Source organism: Acidaminobacter sp. QWL-03 (assembly GCF_058683855.1).
Genome location: NZ_CM178752.1, coordinates 2,408,214 through 2,427,079, shown reverse-complemented (window position 1 = coordinate 2,427,079; position 18,866 = coordinate 2,408,214). Strand labels below are relative to the sequence as shown.

Genomic DNA, 18,866 nt, shown 5'->3' with positions numbered 1-18,866 from the left:
TATGACACAAAGATACAGAATGGACCTGGCTTATGACGGCAAACGCTACAAAGGCTGGCAGCGGCTTGGAGAGGATTTGAAAGCAGAGACTATTCAAGGGAAGCTTGAAACGGCGCTGTCCAGAATTCTGGTTGAAACAATTGAAATTGAAGGTGCCGGCAGGACGGACGCTGGGGTTCACGCGCTGGGCCAGGTCGCGACTTTTTCAGCTGAGAAAGCGTTTGATGTGAAGGAGGTCCTGAAGGATCTGAATTTTTATCTGCCGGAGGATATGGCCGTGCTGAAGCTGGAGGCGGTTCATCCGAGCTTCCACGCACGCTACTCTGCGGTCTCAAAGACTTATCTGTACAAGATTCTCAACACAGAGATTCCGGATCCCTTCAGCCACCGGTACAGCCTGTATCTGGAAGAGTCACTGGATGTGGCGGCCATGATCCGCGCCGCGGAGCTGTTCGTGGGGGAGCATGACTTTACGGCCTTCACTACGGCTAAGTCGAAGAAGAAATCCATGATTCGCCGGATTGAGCGCCTTGAGATCATAGCCAAGCCTTTGGTGGCAGATCAAGCTCTGAATTCTGCAACGGCCCATACCCTGGACAAAAGCGTCGAGATCAGAATCACGGCGAATGGCTTTCTTCACAACATGGCCCGCAAGATAACCGGTACGCTGATTGAAATTGGCCTTGGCCGGATTCCGTACGAACAGGCAAAAGTTATGCTGGAGACAGGAGACCGCAGCCTTTCGAGCGAGCTCGCGCCGGCTCACGGCCTCTACCTGGAAAGGGTGGTCTACGGTCAGCCTGGGAAAGGTCGCACTAACAAAGAACCAGCCAGGAAAAGCAGCGACAATCAAGATCAGGACTAGTGTCCAGTAAACACTCAAACTAGGCATACTAAAGGTTGAAATTTCACATTACTGCGTTGTCGTCAATCGCGATACTGCTTTGTATCGCTCATTTCTCCGCCTTGATCTGTGAAATTTTACCGCTGTACTATGCTATAGTTTAAGAACTCATTGGACACTAATCTCAAAAAACATAAAAACTACCCAAATAATGGGTAGTTTTTTTAAGTTCAGCGGCTGATGACAGAGGCAGGTTCGATCCACCGAATTTACGTCTGCGGCGGCAATGCCTCTTCCTGGGAAGCTTGAGCTGCATTCATCTGCTTGTAGAGCTTGGACAGCATAAAGATACTGACAATGGTAGAGATGACATCCGCTGCAGGATAGGTCAGCCAGACGCCCGTCAGGCCAAGTCCCGTTACAGCAGGGATAATGTACATCAAAGGGATAAAGAGGATGAACTGCCTGAGCAGCGACAGGAACAGCGCAGGCTTCGCTTTTCCGAGGGCCTGATAGACTGAGGCGCTCATGATCTGAATAGAGACGAATGGGATTGCGGAGATTATGATGCGGAGCGCTTTTGCCCCAATGTCAATGACCTCCAGCTCTGGGGTAAAGAGCCTCATGATGAGCGCCGGGAAGAGCTGGGCTATGAGCCAGCCAAAGCTGGCCATTGCAATGAGTACAATTTGAGCGATTCGGATGGACTCCCGGACGCGGTCAAAGCGTCTGGCGCCGTAGTTGAAGCCGGCAATAGGCTGGAAGCCCTGAAGAACGCCGAACATGGGCATGAACAGAAAGGCGATGATGCGGTTTATGGCACCGAAGGCAGAAAGCGCAATGTCGCCGCCATACTGGACAATGGAAGTGTTCAGAAAGATTGCAAGAATGCTCCCCCCAACCTGACGGGAAAACGCCGGGAAACCCAGCTGAAGGATCTCGGACATATAAGCGGCGTGAGGTCTGAGGTGGTGGGGTTTAATCGCGAAAATGCTCTTTCCGCTGTACATGTAGATCAGGAGGTAGATGAAGGAGACAAACTGAGAGAGTATTGTGGCGATTGCGGCGCCGCGGATCCCCATGTCCAATGCGAAGATAAAGATGGGGTCCAGGATAATATTCAGACCGGCGCCGATCATCATGGAAATCATGGCGACCATGGCGTTGCCTTCGGAGCGGACGATGTTGTTGCCGACCACTGAAAAGCTGAAGAATACAGCACCGTAGAAGATGACGGACATATAGTCTCTCGCGTAGGGCAGGACGTCAGCGGAAGCGCCGAAAAGCTTTAAAATAGGGTCAAGGAGGAGTGAACCCGTGATCATGATGAGTACGCCAAGGATCACGATGAGCACGTAGGCGTTGCCGGCGACGTTGTCCGCCTTCTCGCTGTCTCCCTCCCCAAGGCTGATGGACGCCAGCGCGCCGCCGCCAATACCGACCATCTGACCGACGGCAAGGATAAACATCTGAATGGGAAAAGCCACAGTCAGACCGGCCATTCCCAGAAAGCCGACGCCTTGACCAATGTAGATGGCGTCCACAATGTTATATAGCGCATTGACGATCATAGCCAAAGTCGCAGGAACGGAAAGCTTTAAAAGCAGTTTTCCGATGGATGCGTTCGCAAGCATTTGTTGTCTTTCATTCTGGTTGATGATCATACACCTCCTTTAAGATTCAAATCAAATATTGCCAAGATGAATCCTGCAACAGAGGTTCTAATAAATTTCATCTTCACTGCCTTCAAGCTGGTTGATCCCTTGAATTGCCCATATGGTTTCACATGGAGAATCCGTAGGATTTCGATATTTATATTCAAGTCCGGCTTTCAGATAGATGGTATCTCCTTCTTCGAGCAGAAAGGTGTCTTCACCGATTTGCAATTGAAGCGTACCTCGCAATACCATTGCAATCTCATCATGAGGAAACTTTTTTGACACATAGCCATAATCGCATTTCACATCCAGAGTGACACTCAAAATTTGAAATTTATGATTTGGAACCGAAACAAGTTCATAATGTGCGCCGTTCTCACCTGCAATGTCGATGGGTTTTCTTTCCGTTTTCCTGAAGATTATTTTTTCGGACTCGTGATTGTCGCATTGTTGAAGCAGATCGACAATGTGTATGCCCAGTGCCTCGCAAATTTTTGAAAGTGTGGATAAAGTTGGACTGTTGACATCTCTTTCAATATTACTCAATGCTGCTGGTGATAAATCAATTTTATTGGCGATCTCTCTGATGGAGGCGCCTTTTTCTGTTCGAATTTTTTTTAAATATTTTCCGATCTGCATATAGCACCACCGTTCCCAAATTACTAGCATACCAATTTGCTAAATTACAGTATACAACAGTTAAAAAAAATTTACAAATAAGTTAGAAGTAAGTGAGTTGTAAGTGAGTTGTGTTGTAAATAGAGTCAACTAAAGTGTACAGATCAATTAAATGGCGATTGAAAATGGGCAATCTAGAAAAGTGTCTGTTGAAGAGCTTCGAAGTGGATCAAAGTTATACATTAGAATATATAAGCGTTTTTATAAAATTTTCTAAAAGTCTAAAAAGAATAAATAAGAATAAATTTGACTGGATTTTTGTACAATATAATTGACAATTTAGAATACTGTGAATATAATAATTGACACAGGGCGCCTGAAATAAACGTATCATTCACTAATTATTTAAGAATAATTGAATACTGGGGAGGAACTTAATGAAGCTGAACTATGTCAAAATCAGTCCAGCGCAGAATATGACGATTCTGATTACAGATTATGTCGATCCAAAAGACTATAAGAAGGTTTCTAAATCAGTGATGAGCTATGATTCCTTAAATGCCGAACAAGTTGGTTTTATCGTTAAACCTACACACCAATTGTCTAATATCCGTATAGAAATGGCGGGTGGCGAGTTCTGCGGCAATGCGCTTTTATCTGCTGCAGCATATGGAACCTACAAGGGAATATGCCCAATTGGCTCGTTTTATATGGACTCATCTGGTGTTGAATCGTCGCTGTGGTGCGAGACGAAATCTGTTTCCCCAAACCGCTATGTTGTAACTGGTGAAATGCCGGATCCGGTAGGTATTGAGAAATTTAGCATCTCAGGATCGTTTGGCTCGCTCGAAGGAAGTTTGGTTGATTTGAACGGCATAAGTCATTATGTTGCTGATTGTGAGTTGGAATTGCATCTTTATGATGAATTATTGTCAGAGTTGATTGACGTAACCTCATCTGAAGCCATTGGTATCATACCCTACAGACAATATGCAACGGATAAATTTGAAATAAAACCATTCGTCTATGTCAGGGACAGTGGAAGCAAAGTGTTTGAGCGGGCGTGTGGTTCAGGGAGTTACTCGCTTGGAGCTCATTTGTCGATGAACCACCGGGATCGGAAAATTGAAGTTTATCAGCCGGGCGGAGTGATTAATGTCGGAGTAGGATCCCGAAACTTTATTTCTGCAGAAGTGGTCATAACCAGTGAGGGCGTAGTATATATTGACGATACAGGTAGGCTTGATTGAATCATTATTAAGAATTTGGAGGGATATGAATTGAAAACAAAAGCCATCAAAGAAACGAGTATCAAATTGGCGATTATTCCTGTAATTTTTGTTATCATTCTTTTAATGTTCTCTGTTTTGCCTATAGAGGAAATAATTGGACTCGATGATATAAGTTTGGAACCACATATCCCACTATTCTTGGCAGCAATGTTTGCAGCGGCTATTGCGATCTGGAAACTTGGATACTCTTGGAATACTCTGGAAGAGGGTGTCGTTGACACAATCAAAATGGCGATGCCTGCCATTCTGATCATGCTGGTTATTGGCATGCTGATTGGAACTTGGATGATCTCTGGCATTGTGCCATCTATGATTTATTATGGACTTAAAATTATGAATCCTAAATTCTTTTTGGTTGCATCACTCATTATAAGCTCAATAGTCTCAATTGCCACAGGATCCTCCTGGGGTACCGCGGGTACTGTAGGAATAGCGCTAATGGGCATTGGAGCAGGATTAGGAATACCTGCGGAAATGACAGGTGGTGCGGTTATTTCAGGAGCTTATTTTGGTGATAAGATGAGTCCGCTTTCAGATACGACGAACCTGGCGCCTGCTATGGCAGGTGCGAAATTGTTCGATCATATCCGACACATGATCTATACGACGGGTCCGTCTTTCCTGATTTCTCTAGTGCTCTTCGCTATCCTAGGCTTTAAATTTGGGTCAAATCAAATGGATGCATCTCAAATAGAGATGCTTCAAAGCGGCTTAGCTTCACAATTCTCCAGTTTAAGTCCAGTACTTTTATTGGGTCCAATTTTGGTTATAGCATTAGTGGTTCTTAAAGTACCAGCATTGCCTGGCTTGTTCGGTGGTGTTATGATTGGTGCCATATTTGCTATCGTGCTTCAGGGCGCATCGCTGGTCGACGTCCTCACATCTTTCCATTATGGATATACTTCAGAAACCGGCAACGCTATGATAGATGGTCTGTTGAGCCGAGGCGGCATGGACTCAATGCTGTGGACTGTCAGTCTGATCCTGTGCGCTATGGTCTTTGGAGGGGTCATGGAGAAGTCGGGTATGCTGGAAGCCATTGCTAAGGGGATCCTTACAATTGCTAAAGGCGTCGGTGGTCTTGTGACGGCGACTATACTCAGCTGCTTTGCTCTGAATGCCTTGGCAGGAGAACAGTACCTCGCCATTGTTATACCGGGTCGCATGTATAAAAAAGCATTTGAAGAGCAAGGTCTTGCCCCGAGAAATCTGTCGAGATGTTTGGAGGATTCTGGAACTCTGACTTCGCCATTGATTCCATGGAGTACTTGTGGGGCAATGATGATTGCAACTCTTGGACTGACACCTTGGGCATATGTGCCTTTTTGCTTCCTTAACATTATAAATCCGCTAATTTCGATTTTTTATGGTTGGACAGGCATAACCATGATGAAGCTTGCTGATGATCCTTCGAGAATCACAAGTCAAGCGGCATAGATTATAAAATTAATGCGCGAGCTCGCCAGAAGGAATACCTACTGGCGAGCTCGCGCTTTCGCTTATCAATATTATAACCCCCAGATTAAAAGTTATAACGCATAGTCCGCTGAATAGTTTAACGTTTTTCTATAGTTAATATTATCCATTTTTAACCGCGGATAAAAATATCCTCTGGTATTCCAAGATACCTCATGACGGCTTTGACATTTGGGCGCAGCGGCTCGTTGAAACCACGATGAAGGGTTCCATTGACTCGTATCGCTGATGTTTTAACAGAAAAAAAGATACGGAAAATAGCCATCAAGGAAGGCCTTGTAAGCTTCTTATCTCCAGGTCCCATAATGGTTGCTGATTCTTTCTTCATTTCTCTTCGAACAACATGTTCAGCAATACTCAGTACAAGCATCAGGATCAGCATCAAGTACCCAAGGGCTTCAACGCGTCTTGGGGAGTCCACGTAAAGTGCATTGACAAACTGTGGCGACTTCAAGAATTGAAACTTTCGTTCGACGCCGCCCTGCGTCTTGTATTCTCGAAGAATCGCTTCTCCTGACAGGCTTTGGTCTGTAGAAACCACCACAAAGATACATTCCTTGTTGATGCACCGCTGGATCTTCTGTTTATCCTCTCGAATCGAAACAATGACGGAGAAGATGCTTCGCGTTGGATTTGCATCAGGATTCTTGCTGGGCCGCCCAGGACGCTTGATGATTTCCTCCGTGATTTCAAGACCAATGTCATGATACTTGATTTTACTGATCTCAGACTTCATCAACGTCTCAATCTCAATCTGTGCATCTTCCCGGCAGGCAAAAGTTCGTTTACCTAAACGTTTCACCAATGTTTCCAAGGATTCGCGCTCTTTAGTAATACGCTTTTCGACAGTTTTACGCTTTGAAGCCTCAAGCTTTTCGGAATAGCACACAGCCATCTTCATCGGAACATCATGATAGACGCATGACTCCGACATTATGCGGTAGATGGAAGGCTCTGTGGCGGTTTCATACTTGTAAACTGGCAAAGTGTCCAACTGATCCAGCGCTTTTTCAACCGCACGCCTGCACTCAAGGACATTGTCAGGCATACGTGTGATGATCTCAATCTGAAGACGTTTGGCCTTTTCAAGGAATTCACGCGTAAAAGCTGCGCTGTCCGCGATGTAGAAAAATGGTGTCCCGTCACTTTCGAACTGATCTCTCAAATGTGCAGCACGTTCAAGGTTGTCTACGTTGTAGGTTTTGTCGCTGAGATTGCCTGAAAAAACCTGGCCATCAATGCAAATCCCTTGAGTGACGCCCATTCCATACATGATTTGTTTTTTGTCAGGACGATGTTGTTTTGAATAACCGAAGGTAATGTCAACCGCTCCAACTGTTCCTTCTTCAGTTTCATACTGGCCCCACATCACCTTAGACGTGGTATCAAAGTTGACGCTGCCCAGCCGTATGCCATAATGTTTAAATGCTTGAACTGCAATGGCTGAGAGGAGATTTGCACCGCCTGCTTGCTGCATCAGGTCCAAGAATCCGCCGAATCGGTCATCGTTGAGTTTGTTGCGATCTATAGAGCAATTAAAAAGGGAATCCAGATCAATTCTTTCAAAGTAGTCGCGAATCCGATACAGTGGGTGATGCTCATCAGCCATCGTCACCAGCATCATCTGAGCGAGGTGTCCGTATTGAATGTCAGTAGGCCTTCCGTTATGCGAGGTCAAGTGTTCATCGAAAATCTTGCCTAATCCGATCTGCTCACAAATCCCAATAATTAAACCGGCTTTGCCGCTGTAGTAAGGAATAATTTGTTCAAATGAAAGACTCATGGATTCACCTCGAAATATTTGATATAGCTATATTTCGACACAAATCACAAAATTCCTTTTTGAATAATTTGGAAATTATAAACTTTTTATTTGGTAATATTAGTTAGGCGGACTATGCGTTATAATAAATATTGTTCATTCATATCTGCAACGATCACTTTGACATCAGGTAGTCTTGTTTCCATCACCTCCGCAAAAGCATGGCTTCTAGGCGCTTCGCCATGGTTGATGATCAAATGGCTCAAATGCGGCTCGAGGGGTTCCAGCCAACTGTCCAGAGCGGCTTGATCCGCGTGTCCTGAGTAACCCTCGACGAATTCGATGCGGGCATTGACCTTTATAGGATCATTGAAGAGGTGGATATCCTTCAGGCCATCCTTCAGCGCACGGCCCAGAGTCCCTTCGGCTTGGAAGCCAATGAACACCAGTGTGGTCTCTCTCTTCCAAAGATAATGCTTCAAATGGTGACGGATTCTGCCGGCCTCACACATGCCGCTGGCGGAGATGATCACTTTGGGTTTGGGTGAGCGGTCCAGCGCCATGGAGGCTTCATGCTCGGAGACATAGGTGACATTAGGTGCATCAAAAGGATTTTCAGGACTCTTGACTTTGGCTGCAATTTCCGGTCTGTAATAGTCGGCGAACTTCTCGTAGATCCCGGTCGCATGAATGGCCAACGGACTGTCCACGTAGATGGGGATGTCGTAAAAGTCATCCAGCCGATCTAGACTGACATAGTGGGCTTTCAACTCGAAAATGATTTCCTGAGTTCTTCCTACTGCGAAAGATGGGATCAGGACTGTGCCGCCCTTCTCCATGGTTTCTTCAATGATTTCCGCCAGCTGAGAAGCTCTGCGCCGCATATTGTGGTGGTATTCCAGACCATAAGTGGACTCAATGACGACGGCCTGAGCCGGCTCGGGATGGTCCGCGGCAGGGAGCATAGGATTATTGCCTGAGCCAAGATCACCCGAAAAGAGAATGGATTTCAACAAACCGTCTTCGAACCATTCGATCCTGACAGAGGATGAGCCCAGGAGATGACCGGCATCGAAATATTCAAAGGACAGGGATTCAGAGACCTGGTGTTTTTTTCTGTAAGGCATAGGGTACAAATAGGGAACAGTTTCCTCCGCGTCTTCAAAGGAATACAGCGGTTCGACCGCGTCAAGACCGGCGCGCATCCGCTTTCTGTTTTCCCATTCGTTTTCTTCCTCGTGAATTTTTCCGCTGTCCTTCATGAGAATTTCTGCAAGCGCTGCCGTGGGATAGGTACAGAAGATCTTGCCGCGAAACCCCTGCTTATAAAGGAGAGGCAGGCGTCCGGAGTGGTCGATGTGGGCATGGGTCAGAATGACAAAATCGATTTCTGAAGCTTTGAAATCCAGTGGCTGGTAATTCTGTCGAACAATAACCTCATCCCCTTGGAACTGTCCGAAATCGACAAGAAACTTATGGCCCGCACCTTCAAGCAAACAACCTGAGCCAGTGACCTGCCCGGCTGCGCCTAAAAATCTGATGTTCAACGTAAACGCCCCTTTCAAAATTCGAATCAATAATTTAGTTTTATTTGGGTAGATTATAAATTACAACACAAAAATCTCGAAACTCAGGATTACTCTAACTGTTATACCCAGTACACAGAGAAATTCCCGTTTTTGAGTCTTCAGAGGAACATTTTCACACCAGACTTTAGGACTATGGTATAATTTTGTACAGTGTATGAATACTTTAATGAGGTGATCCAGTTGAAAATGATCAAAGTCATGGAAAAACGCAAAACGACCCGAGAGTACAAAGACGCAGCACTTTCCGCCAATATAATGAATCACGTCCGGGAGACCATCACAAGCATACCCCCACTCACGGAGACAGCCAGCGTCGAAATTGGCGTGCTTCAGGATGGAAGCAGTGTTTTTAAGGCTTTAGACGGCACTGTCGGGTATCATGGTATCATGATTAAAGCACCTCATTACCTCGTCATGATGTGTGAAGACCGTGAAGAGAACTTCATTGCGGCAGGTCATGCAGGAGAGTGGCTGAGCCTTGAGCTTACCAAGATTGACCTGGGCAGCTGCTGGCTTCAGACGGCGGCTAAAAGTGATCTCGTCAAAGAGAAACTCGGCATTCAGAGCGACCTTGTGGTAGCATCCATACTCGCTTTTGGCGAGCCAAAAGGCGGCACCAGACTTTCGAGAATTTATGACGCTTCTGGAGACCACTCAGCATCTGCTTTGACAAAATTTGGCTATCCGTACATTGACGCTTCCTACAAGGATGAATCTCACAGTGATCGGATGTCAATCAGCGAAATAGTTTTCAACAAAACTTTTGGCAATGTCATGTCGCTGACAGAAATCGAGCAGCTCGGCTTCGAAGAAGTATTTTTCTATATGCGTTTTGCACCATCTTGGGGGAACCTACAGCCGTGGAGATTCGTCTTACAATCAGACAGGCTGATTTTGGCCATGAAGCGCAACGAAACTCTCGAAGCGCACACAGGTCTGATCGACGCCGGAATTGCTATGCTCTATCTGGACAGCGCCATGAAGAGCAAGGGTTTTTCCGGAAGCTGGCTTGTCGGTGAAACGCAGTGCGCTGAAAAAGCTATGATTCCTGGAGACTACTGGATCGCAGGCTGTTACAAGTTTTAGAGCTTAACACCATGCAACCCAAAAACTGGATATTCTGCAGGCTGAAAACAATCTGTCGCAGAGTCTGTTTGGTGTCTCGGGAAGACAGGCAAAAGGAGGATTGCTGCTATGATGACCTGGAGTCGAAAGAAGACCACCGCATCAGAACGGCACACGCATAAACTGCCAAAAATCCTGATCACAGCCATGTTATTATTGACCATGGCGATCAGCAGCACCTATGCCTATGGTGTTGACATTGATGCAGGGAAACCTTATACCATCCTTGAAACCTATTACTCTCAACTGCCCGAAGACCTGTCAGTGACACTCAAATATGACAGATACCCTGCGCCGGAGCACTATGTTGTGATGTTGAATGGAACGACCAACATCCGCAGTAAACCCGGACTTGACGGGAAAGTCATCAAAAAAGCTCAACTTAACGAAAAGCTTGCAGTCATCCAAAAGGTGGAAGGCCGCAAGTGGAGCAGCACCAGCAGCCCTTACTGGTACCGCGTGTACTGGAAAGATATCAACGGCATAAACCGTTTTGGCTTCATCACGGCGGATCTTGCGACGAAGAGGGAATTCCAATTTGACAAAATGGTCGCTGAACTGCTGCACCTTGAAAAGAACGTCAATGGTAAGAGAACCGGCTATATTGACAATTTCAGAAATGTAAACGGTGCACCGCCGCTGTTCCAGGGCCAATATGCCCAGGACAACTACGGTATCGAGCGCTATCAAGCCGCTCCCGGCTATAAGGAGCCAAACACTTCGTCGACCTTCAGGTATATCCAGGACGGACGATTGGTGGACATTTTGGGTGAGTCCGGCAACTTCTACAAAGTCAACGTCATTGACCTTAGGGAAACCTTTTATATTCCTAAGAAGTATATCACTGAAAGAAATTCGATTCAGGAATTAAAGCAGACAATCGTCATTGACAGAAAAAATCAAAATGAAGGCGTCTTTGAGAAAATCGACGGCAAATGGCATTTGATCTCCTATGTCTACGCGACGACAGGCGCCCAGGACAAGTATCGCTATCCAACAGATCTTGGGGACTTTATGGCGATTTATACCCGAGACAAGTTCCTTTATCTGGACGACGAAACCAAAGAACTTGCCGGTTACGCGCCATATGCCATCCGCTTCAATGGCGGGGCCTTCATTCACGGCGTGCCGGTCAACTATACCTTGGTCAGACAGCGCGTGGTCATCTCTCCTGCGGTCTACGACGCTGCGGGCAATGTTGTGACCCCTGCGGTGACGGCGGTCAGAATCGTCGATTACAAGGATCCCGGCATGATCGAATTCTCGTCAGGACTTGGGACAGTTCCGAGATCCCACAAATGTGTGAGGAACTACACCAGCCACGCGAAATTCCTGTATGACTGGATCAGTATTGGTGAAGCGTCTGTCATCGTCATTGAATAACGTGGCAATAAGTGCTTGCGGAAAAGCTCGAGAGAGAAAGAGAACCTCTGATAAAAAGATTATGTAAAACCAACAAGCGAATGACCATCGACAGAAATGGGATGGGTATGATAAAATTTAAACGAAACAGTGGATTGGCGGAGTTAGTGCCAAACCTTTTGATAATGGTTTAAAGTGGATCATGCCAGCAACGACATAAAGAAATCGAACTGTTATGTCTGAAGGCAGGAAGCCTGAAAAGTGATTCCTGTCTTCAGTTTTGCAGTCGAGAATGAGGTGGCCTGTGTTTAAGTTTATTATTGAAAAAAGAAAGTCATACGCACCAAAGCGCCATGGTCGACGCGCAGTCGGCATTGTGGCAGGTGCACTTGCCATCCTGACACTGGGCGCATGCAGCGCGAGTCCGGCACAGGAGACGGTGAACGGCTTTGGGGATGCCTTTAAATCCGGCCAGATCATAACAACCGCGGATCACGCCTTAATCGCGAGCAACCTTAACATCAGAGATGCCATACAAAAAGGCCGTGCCGTTCTCGAGGCGAGGCTGAGGGAAGAGATCTTAAAAAATACAGTTTATGTCAAAGCCGAAAGCAAGTCGGTCTACACCGCTGAAAGCTTGGCAGAGCCCGCTGCAGGCACCTTTAGGAAAGGTACGTCCTTCTACGTGGTGAGCAGGAAATCCGCGGCTAATGGGTCAGGTGAGCTGCTTCAAGTGAAGCGGACTTATGAGGATGCCGCAGCCCTGGGATGGATGGATTCAAACGGACTCGCGGCTTCCAGGTCAGAGCTGATCCAGTCGCCATACGCGGGTGCGGACTATGAGGCGTTTGTAAGGCCCTATGAATATCCCGAAAATCCAAGGGTTAAGGTCAAAGGCGTCTACGTCACAGGACATTCGGCGGCAGGCGCTAAGCTTGAGCAGTTGATCCATCTGGCGGACACAACAGATATCAATGCTTTTGTCATCGACGTGCTGGACGACAACGGTCACCTTCTTTTTAAGAGCGAGAAGGCAGAAGAATTCGTTCCTGGTGTCAACGACAAAGTTTATATCAAGGACATGGACGCCTTCATTAAGCGACTGAAGGAAAAGGACATCTATTTGATCGCAAGAATTGTCACCTTTAAATCGCCTAAATTCGCTAAGACACATCCGGAGCGTGCGATCACGGTCCGCGCTACCGGTCAGCCCTATGTAGGCAATGATAAAATCCTTTGGGTATCTCCTCATGACCGCATGCTGTGGGATTATAACGTCTCTGTGGCAGAAGAAGCGGCTAGACTCGGCTTTGACGAAATCCAGTTCGATTACGTGCGCTTTCCGGCGTCGAACGGCGGCAAGCTTGACGCTTCCCTGGACTACAGAAATCCAGAAAATGAGACCAAGACCGCAGCCATTCAGAAATTTCTTGTCTATGCCCATGAACGGCTGAGCCCGCTTGGTGTCTATACAGCAGCTGACGTCTTTGGCTGGGCGGCATCCTCCCAGAATGACGTCGGCATAGGACAGCACTGGGAAGCCATCTCAAATGTCGTAGATTATCTGTGTCCAATGATGTATCCAAGCCACTATGGTCCGGGCAATTACGGCTATGCCGTTCCGGATGCCAACCCGTATGGCGTCATTGACAAGGGGATCAAGGATTCCATGGACCGCAACCTCAACATTGAAACGCCTGGAACGCTCCGCCCGTGGATTCAGGACTTTACCGCCACTTGGGTCAGAGGTCACATCCGTTACGGTGAAGCTGAACTCAGAGCCCAAATTGAGGCGCTGAAGGCAAACGGGGTGGATGAATATCTCCTTTGGAACGCAGGCAACAGTTATACGTCTGGCGCGTTGAAATGATGATTTGCTTTTAGGGTGGCGCGAGAAAGTTTGAATTTGCGACTATCGGCAAAGTTTTAAAAAGAATGAATCACGTGGAGGGATGGAAATGGACATAAAATCAGGCAAGGATTACGCGGAGATGCTGCTTTCCATAGGCGCTGTCAGCATTCGGGGAGAGGACGCTTTGTTTACCTGGGCATCCGGGATCAAGTCCCCAATTTATTGTGACAACAGGCTGGTCATTGGTTACCCGGACATCAGAAAGAGCATAGCCCGAGGCATTGCCCAGAAGATGACGGAAGACTTCGGGGCGGAGTTTGACCTCGTCGCCGCGACGGCAACTGCCGGCATTCCTCATGGCGCGTGGGTCAGCGACATTCTGGAGAAACCCATGGTCTATGTCCGTTCAAGCCAGAAAGAGCACGGCAAGGGCAATCAGATCGAAGGGCCCTACAAGGCCGGGCAGCGCGTGCTCCTCGTAGAAGACCTCCTTTCCACCGGCGGCAGCTCGCTGAAATGCGTGGAGGCGCTGGAGGCGGAAGGCCTGGAGGTGCTTAAGATCTACGGCATTTTCAACTACGGCTTTGAGTCCATGAAGCTCAGATTGGCAGAGCGCAACATGCCTTATGAGACACTGACGGATTATCCGACACTGCTGGAGCTGCTCCGCGACCAGGGGAAACTGACCCGGGAAGAGGCAGAGCGGCTTGCGCAGTTCAGCGATAATCCGAGGATTTTTACGGAAGATTAAAGGGCGCTCCTTGGCAGTGCCTGAAGATCTCGAATTAATAAGTATTTGCAGGGAGCGCGGGCGCGCTCCTTTTGCTTTGAGCGGCGTCTGAAATAAGGTCTGAAATAAGTGCCCTTGAAGTTAAAAGCGCCAAGGTGTTACCTGTCAAAGGGTTGTGGTATAATCTCTCTGGAGGGATTCAACATGCGTATGAGAAAAAAGCCCGGGACGGACGAGAAGCTGTCGGTCAAAGGCGAGTTGCTGATCAGAAAGCCGGAAGAATTTAAAGGCCGTTGGCATAAGGTCTTTTCAAATGATATGCCTGTCCACCTTGAACTGGGGTGCGGCAAAGGCCAGTTTGTGACGGGGCTCGCAGCCCGTTACCCCAACCTTAATTTTGTGGCGGTGGAAATCAAGGGTGAAGTCATCCTGCAGGCCATAGAGCGCGCGGAGGCTCAGGGCCTTTCCAATATCAGGTTTATCCACGGCAATATCCGAGAACTTGACACTTGGTTCGCAACCGATGAGGTGTCGCATCTCTATCTGAATTTCAGCGATCCGTGGCCAAAAGGCCGTCACGACAAGCGCCGCCTGACCCATCACAGGTTCCTTAAGAGCTATTCAAAGATTTTGTCTGCCGATGGTTGGGTGCACGTCAAAACCGACAACCGCGACCTTTTCGAATTCACCCTCAATCAGTGCTTCGATCTCGACCTCAAGCTCAGAAACCTGTCCCTCGATTTACACGGCATTCTGCCGCGGGGAAAGTTCGAGCGAAGCGCACCGGAGGGCATCATCACGACGGAGTATGAGGATCGTTTCACCAGACTGGGCATGCCCATCCACTATGTGGAGATCAGCCTCAAGTCTCTGAAATAACAGCTGTAAATTCTGGGGAAGGAGCTGCGATAAGACATGGATAAAATCCTGAGAAGAAGCATCGTCGCTTTGGTGTTGATTGCCGTCGGCGCTTTGATCTTTGAAGCGTATGTCCTTCTGATGCAGAGCGCCTTCTTTGAACAGGCTTTTTTAGCGGGGCTCAAAACCTTTATCAACTGGGGGTTTGCCATCTATATTTTTTTGGTGGGTACTGTTATATTGATTGAGAACAAGAATCCATCCAAGACCATTTCCTGGCTGTTGGTGCTCTATTTGCTGCCCTTTGTGGGATTTGTCTTCTATATCCTCTTTGGCGGGCACTACCGCGACCGTTACAGGGTGAGGCAAAAGCGCAGCGGCGACTATCCGCGGTCCAATATGGAAAATGCCGCTGAGATTCAGAAGGAAATCATAGACTACATTGAGTTGTTTCGAGGTGAAGCGGACACGGTCAATAACCGGATGATCAATCTGCTGCTTCGAAATTCCAACTCGCCTTTTACCATCAATAATAGGGTCGAGGTTCTGACCAACGGAGAGGCAACTTTTGAGCGCATCTTCGAGCGCATAGAACAGGCCAGAGACCACGTTCATGTCGAGTTTTTCATCATAAGAAACGACATTCTGGGCAACCAGTTTAAGGCGCTTTTGATCCGAAAGGCCAGGGAAGGCGTCCGCGTTCGCCTCATCTATGACAGCGTCGGGTGCTGGAAGCTGGGAAAAGGGTACGTTCAAGATTTGAAGGACAATGGCTGTGAGGTCTGTCCGTTCTTTCCGGTGACCTTTCCCGTGTTGTCGAGGGAGCTGAATTACAGGAATCACAGGAAAATTGTCATTGTGGATGGCCATACGGGCTTCCTGGGCGGCCACAATGTCGGGGATGAGTATCTGGGCAAAAAGCAACTGGGCTTTTGGAGGGATACGCACATCATGATGGAGGGCGAATCCGTCTACTCGCTCCAGGACATTTTTCTAAACGACTGGGCGTTTGTCTCTGGGATGGATGTCAAGCCGGAGGGGATGTTTCCGAAGCTTTTCAATTACGGTGAGACCATGACTCAAGTCATCTCCAGCGGGCCGGATTCAAACTGGAAGACGATTCTGCAGGCGTATTTTGCCATGATCTCATCGGCAGAGGACAGGATCTGGATCACTTCGCCCTATCTGGTGCCGGAGGAAAGCCTGAAAATGGGGCTGATCACCGCGGCGCTCAGCGGGATCGACGTTAGAATTATAATCCCATCCAAGCCGGACCATTTCTTTGTCTTCTGGTCAACGCAGGATAATATTGAGGAGCTTTTGGAGGCCGGCGTCAAAGTCTACGAGTACCAGAACGGCTTTATTCACAGCAAGGTGCTGCTCATGGACGGCGTGGCGGCTTCAGTTGGCACAGCCAACCTGGACATTCGCAGCCTGGAGATGAACTTTGAGGTGAACGCCTTTATTTACGATCCTGAAGTGGTGCGCAGGCTGGAAGAGGATTTTTACAGGGACATGGAGGACAGCAGCTTGCTGGACTACGACGCATTCAAGAAACGGCCGTTCCGCAGAAAATTGCTGGAAGCTGTCGGCAGGCTGGTATCGCCGTTGCAATAGCAAACAAGGAGGGAAACATGATTTATTGGGGTTTGATTATCGCTATTATTGCCATAGACCAGTGGTCGAAGCAACTGGCGATCAGCAAGTTGTTGCCGGTGCGTTCCATTGAACTGATACCGGATGTGTTTCATTTGACGTTTACGCGCAATACCGGCGCGGCGTTCAGTATTTTGAGAGATAAACAGCTGATCCTGATCATCTTCACTTCGCTGGTGATCCTGTTCATGATTGGGCTGCTGTACCGTCAGATCAAGAGCGGAAGTTCAGTACTTCTCCTGCTGTCGCTTGCCATGATCATAGGCGGCGCCTTAGGCAATCTGATCGACCGGATGCGCTACAATTACGTGGTCGACTTCTTCGACTTCACGTTGATCAATTTCGCGGTCTTTAATGTAGCGGACATTTTTATTACGGTGGGGACCATTGCGTTGATGCTCTATGTGATTGTAGATGGGAAAGCGCTTGATTTTTGAAAAAGGAAATAGGTGTCTGACACCAATTTCCACGTTGGGCAAAGCTGCTCATTGTGATCCTCAAGTTTTCGATTCCAATGTCATGAATTCAACAAATAAGAAGCGGGCCGCGGCCCGCTTCTTTCATACTTGGATAGTGAGTGAAATTGGAAACAGTCCCTGCTTCAGGCTTTAGCCTTAGACGTACTTCTTAATCATGGCCGGCGCTATGCGGCACTTTTCCTCAGAAACCGCGCACGGTGCGAATCTGAGTCCCCCTTGAAGCGGAATCGCGAACAGGTTCTCTTTTTTAAGCGCGTTTGAAACCGAAGCCGGGTCCTTGCACGGAATGGTGATAAAAAAGCCATCTCTGAAGGGACAGGTTTCAAGGCCGACCTTTTGGGCTTCTTCCATGAAAACTGCATTTCTGCGGTCCAGCATCGCCTTAAAGACCTGGCGCTCTTCTTCGACCTTGTTAAACAGCGCAGGGTCCTTATAAATATCCGCCAGGATCCGCATGGCGGCCCGTGTGCCATTCGACCAAGCCGCGCGGTTGGAGTAGGCGCAGACGTCTTTGAATTCCGCAGCCAAATCCTGTGTAGCCGCCAGGCAGATAATGGCGCCGCCCCGCATGCCGTACATGGTGTAACCCTTTGAAAGGCTGAAGGCCGTCAGAATCAGCAAGTTCTGCGGCAGGTCGCCGAAGTGCTTGAAAAAGTCTCTGGAACTGTCAATGCTGCCAGCGAAATCAATATAGGCGACGTCCACCATGAGGATGATTTTCTTGGAAGGATCCGCTGCCTTTTCCCTGAGGAAGCCCATGATGTCCTGCCATTCTCCGTCGGAGATGGAATAGCCTGTCGGATTGTGAGCAGGTGTGTTCAGGATGATCAGGACGCGTTCCTGGGCGGCGATCAGCTCTGACGCTGCGGCTTTAAACGAGTCGACGTTCATGCCGTCTCCTTTAAAATAATCGAAAGTCCTGACCCGGCGACCGTGCTCTTCGGCAATGGTCTTATAAGGTGCCCAGTACCAGTTGGCGATCAGAATCTCATCGCCCATTTCCGTGTAGTTCCAGACGGCATGCTTGATGGCCCCTGTGCCGCCCGGCGTCGCAACCGCCTCAGAATAAGCATTCGGCTTATGACCTCTGAAGCACGCGTCCTGAACGGCACTCAAATAATCCGGAAGTCCGGCGATGGGGGCATAGGCACCCAGTTCGGCATCCGGCAAGGCGTGAAACCGCTCCATGACCGTTGGAAGAAACGCCAGCTGACCACTGTCGTCCATCAGAACACCCAAGGTGGAATTGATCACTTTTTCAAAACCGTACTTTGCTTCAGCGTCCTGGGCCTCTCGGCCGGTGCCGAAAATGACGTCAGGAACGACGGGGCGCTTTGAATGCGGCGCGACCATGCTGAATGAGTTACTCATAAAAAAACCTCCTGCAATCTGTATATTATGTCCGCTGAAGTCGGCTTAGGGCAACCCGCGGAAACACATTTTAACTATCATACAAAATCGCTTCACGAAATGCAATGTCAGAGTCCAGAAAATTCTAACTTTTAATGACTATCGGCAAAGGTTTCTGTTAGCAGTTATACAATTTCACAGATTGGGATCCGCGA

At 48.0% G+C, this 18,866-nt stretch carries 15 protein-coding genes; 10 read left to right on the top strand and 5 right to left on the bottom strand.

Features of this window, described 5'->3' with window-relative positions; all coding sequences use genetic code 11:
• Position 1: 1 nt before the first annotated feature.
• Positions 2-865 (top strand): tRNA pseudouridine(38-40) synthase TruA, encoded by an 864-nt coding sequence (gene truA / locus AC4PHM_RS11490; protein ID WP_492017897.1) that lies wholly within the window; start codon positions 2-4, stop codon positions 863-865.
• A gap of 248 nt (positions 866-1,113) precedes the next feature.
• Here truA and AC4PHM_RS11485 read toward each other — a convergent pair whose 3' ends face one another.
• Both AC4PHM_RS11485 and AC4PHM_RS11480 read right to left on the bottom strand, forming a co-directional pair.
• Positions 1,114-2,508 carry an MATE family efflux transporter gene (locus tag AC4PHM_RS11485; RefSeq protein WP_492017896.1) on the bottom strand — a complete coding sequence of 465 codons (1,395 nt, stop codon included), beginning with the start codon at positions 2,506-2,508 and terminating at the stop codon, positions 1,114-1,116.
• A gap of 57 nt (positions 2,509-2,565) precedes the next feature.
• The gene (locus AC4PHM_RS11480) at positions 2,566-3,141 is read right to left on the bottom strand and encodes a helix-turn-helix domain-containing protein (RefSeq protein ID WP_492017895.1); all 576 of its coding nucleotides are present in this window, start codon (positions 3,139-3,141) and stop codon (positions 2,566-2,568) included.
• Between the two features lie 416 nt (positions 3,142-3,557).
• Here AC4PHM_RS11480 and AC4PHM_RS11475 point away from each other — a divergent pair, with 416 nt between their 5' ends.
• Entirely contained in the window at positions 3,558-4,370 is an 813-nt protein-coding gene (locus tag AC4PHM_RS11475) for a histidine racemase CntK family protein (protein WP_492017894.1), read from the top strand.
• A 30-nt stretch (positions 4,371-4,400) separates the two neighbouring features.
• Positions 4,401-5,849 (top strand): Na+/H+ antiporter NhaC, encoded by a 1,449-nt coding sequence (gene nhaC, locus AC4PHM_RS11470; protein WP_492017893.1) that lies wholly within the window; start codon positions 4,401-4,403, stop codon positions 5,847-5,849.
• 151 nt (positions 5,850-6,000) lie between these two features.
• Here the strand turns inward: nhaC and AC4PHM_RS11465 are convergent, their stop codons facing one another.
• Both AC4PHM_RS11465 and AC4PHM_RS11460 read right to left on the bottom strand, forming a co-directional pair.
• Positions 6,001-7,671 carry an IS1634 family transposase gene (locus AC4PHM_RS11465; protein WP_492017511.1) on the bottom strand — a complete coding sequence of 557 codons (1,671 nt, stop codon included), beginning with the start codon at positions 7,669-7,671 and terminating at the stop codon, positions 6,001-6,003.
• Positions 7,672-7,790: 119 nt separating this feature from the next.
• Positions 7,791-9,197, bottom strand: coding sequence for an MBL fold metallo-hydrolase RNA specificity domain-containing protein (locus tag AC4PHM_RS11460; RefSeq protein WP_492017892.1), 1,407 nt, complete (start codon positions 9,195-9,197; stop codon positions 7,791-7,793).
• Between the two features lie 228 nt (positions 9,198-9,425).
• Between AC4PHM_RS11460 and AC4PHM_RS11455 the strand changes: the two genes are divergently transcribed.
• The 7 genes from AC4PHM_RS11455 (at position 9,426) to lspA (ending at position 17,259) form a co-directional block, all read left to right on the top strand.
• Positions 9,426-10,325, top strand: coding sequence for a nitroreductase family protein (locus tag AC4PHM_RS11455; RefSeq protein WP_492020503.1), 900 nt, complete (start codon positions 9,426-9,428; stop codon positions 10,323-10,325).
• A 108-nt stretch (positions 10,326-10,433) separates the two neighbouring features.
• Positions 10,434-11,747, top strand: coding sequence for a L,D-transpeptidase family protein (locus AC4PHM_RS11450; protein WP_492017891.1), 1,314 nt, complete (start codon positions 10,434-10,436; stop codon positions 11,745-11,747).
• A 283-nt stretch (positions 11,748-12,030) separates the two neighbouring features.
• The gene (locus tag AC4PHM_RS11445) at positions 12,031-13,596 is read left to right on the top strand and encodes a putative glycoside hydrolase (RefSeq protein ID WP_492017890.1); all 1,566 of its coding nucleotides are present in this window, start codon (positions 12,031-12,033) and stop codon (positions 13,594-13,596) included.
• Between the two features lie 88 nt (positions 13,597-13,684).
• A complete protein-coding gene (gene pyrE / locus AC4PHM_RS11440; RefSeq protein WP_492017889.1) occupies positions 13,685-14,329 on the top strand; it encodes an orotate phosphoribosyltransferase in 645 nt (214 codons plus the stop codon).
• A gap of 183 nt (positions 14,330-14,512) precedes the next feature.
• Positions 14,513-15,187, top strand: a complete 675-nt coding sequence (trmB, locus tag AC4PHM_RS11435) for a tRNA (guanosine(46)-N7)-methyltransferase TrmB (RefSeq protein WP_492017888.1) — start codon at positions 14,513-14,515, stop codon at positions 15,185-15,187.
• 36 nt (positions 15,188-15,223) lie between these two features.
• On the top strand, positions 15,224-16,783 hold the full coding sequence (cls, locus tag AC4PHM_RS11430; RefSeq protein WP_492017887.1) for a cardiolipin synthase: 1,560 nt from the start codon (positions 15,224-15,226) through the stop codon (positions 16,781-16,783).
• Between the two features lie 17 nt (positions 16,784-16,800).
• Positions 16,801-17,259 carry a signal peptidase II gene (gene lspA, locus AC4PHM_RS11425; RefSeq protein ID WP_492017886.1) on the top strand — a complete coding sequence of 153 codons (459 nt, stop codon included), beginning with the start codon at positions 16,801-16,803 and terminating at the stop codon, positions 17,257-17,259.
• Positions 17,260-17,436: 177 nt separating this feature from the next.
• Here the strand turns inward: lspA and AC4PHM_RS11420 are convergent, their stop codons facing one another.
• Complete coding sequence (locus AC4PHM_RS11420; protein ID WP_492017885.1) at positions 17,437-18,672, bottom strand: pyridoxal phosphate-dependent aminotransferase; 1,236 nt, start codon at positions 18,670-18,672, stop codon at positions 17,437-17,439.
• Positions 18,673-18,866: the final 194 nt, after the last annotated feature.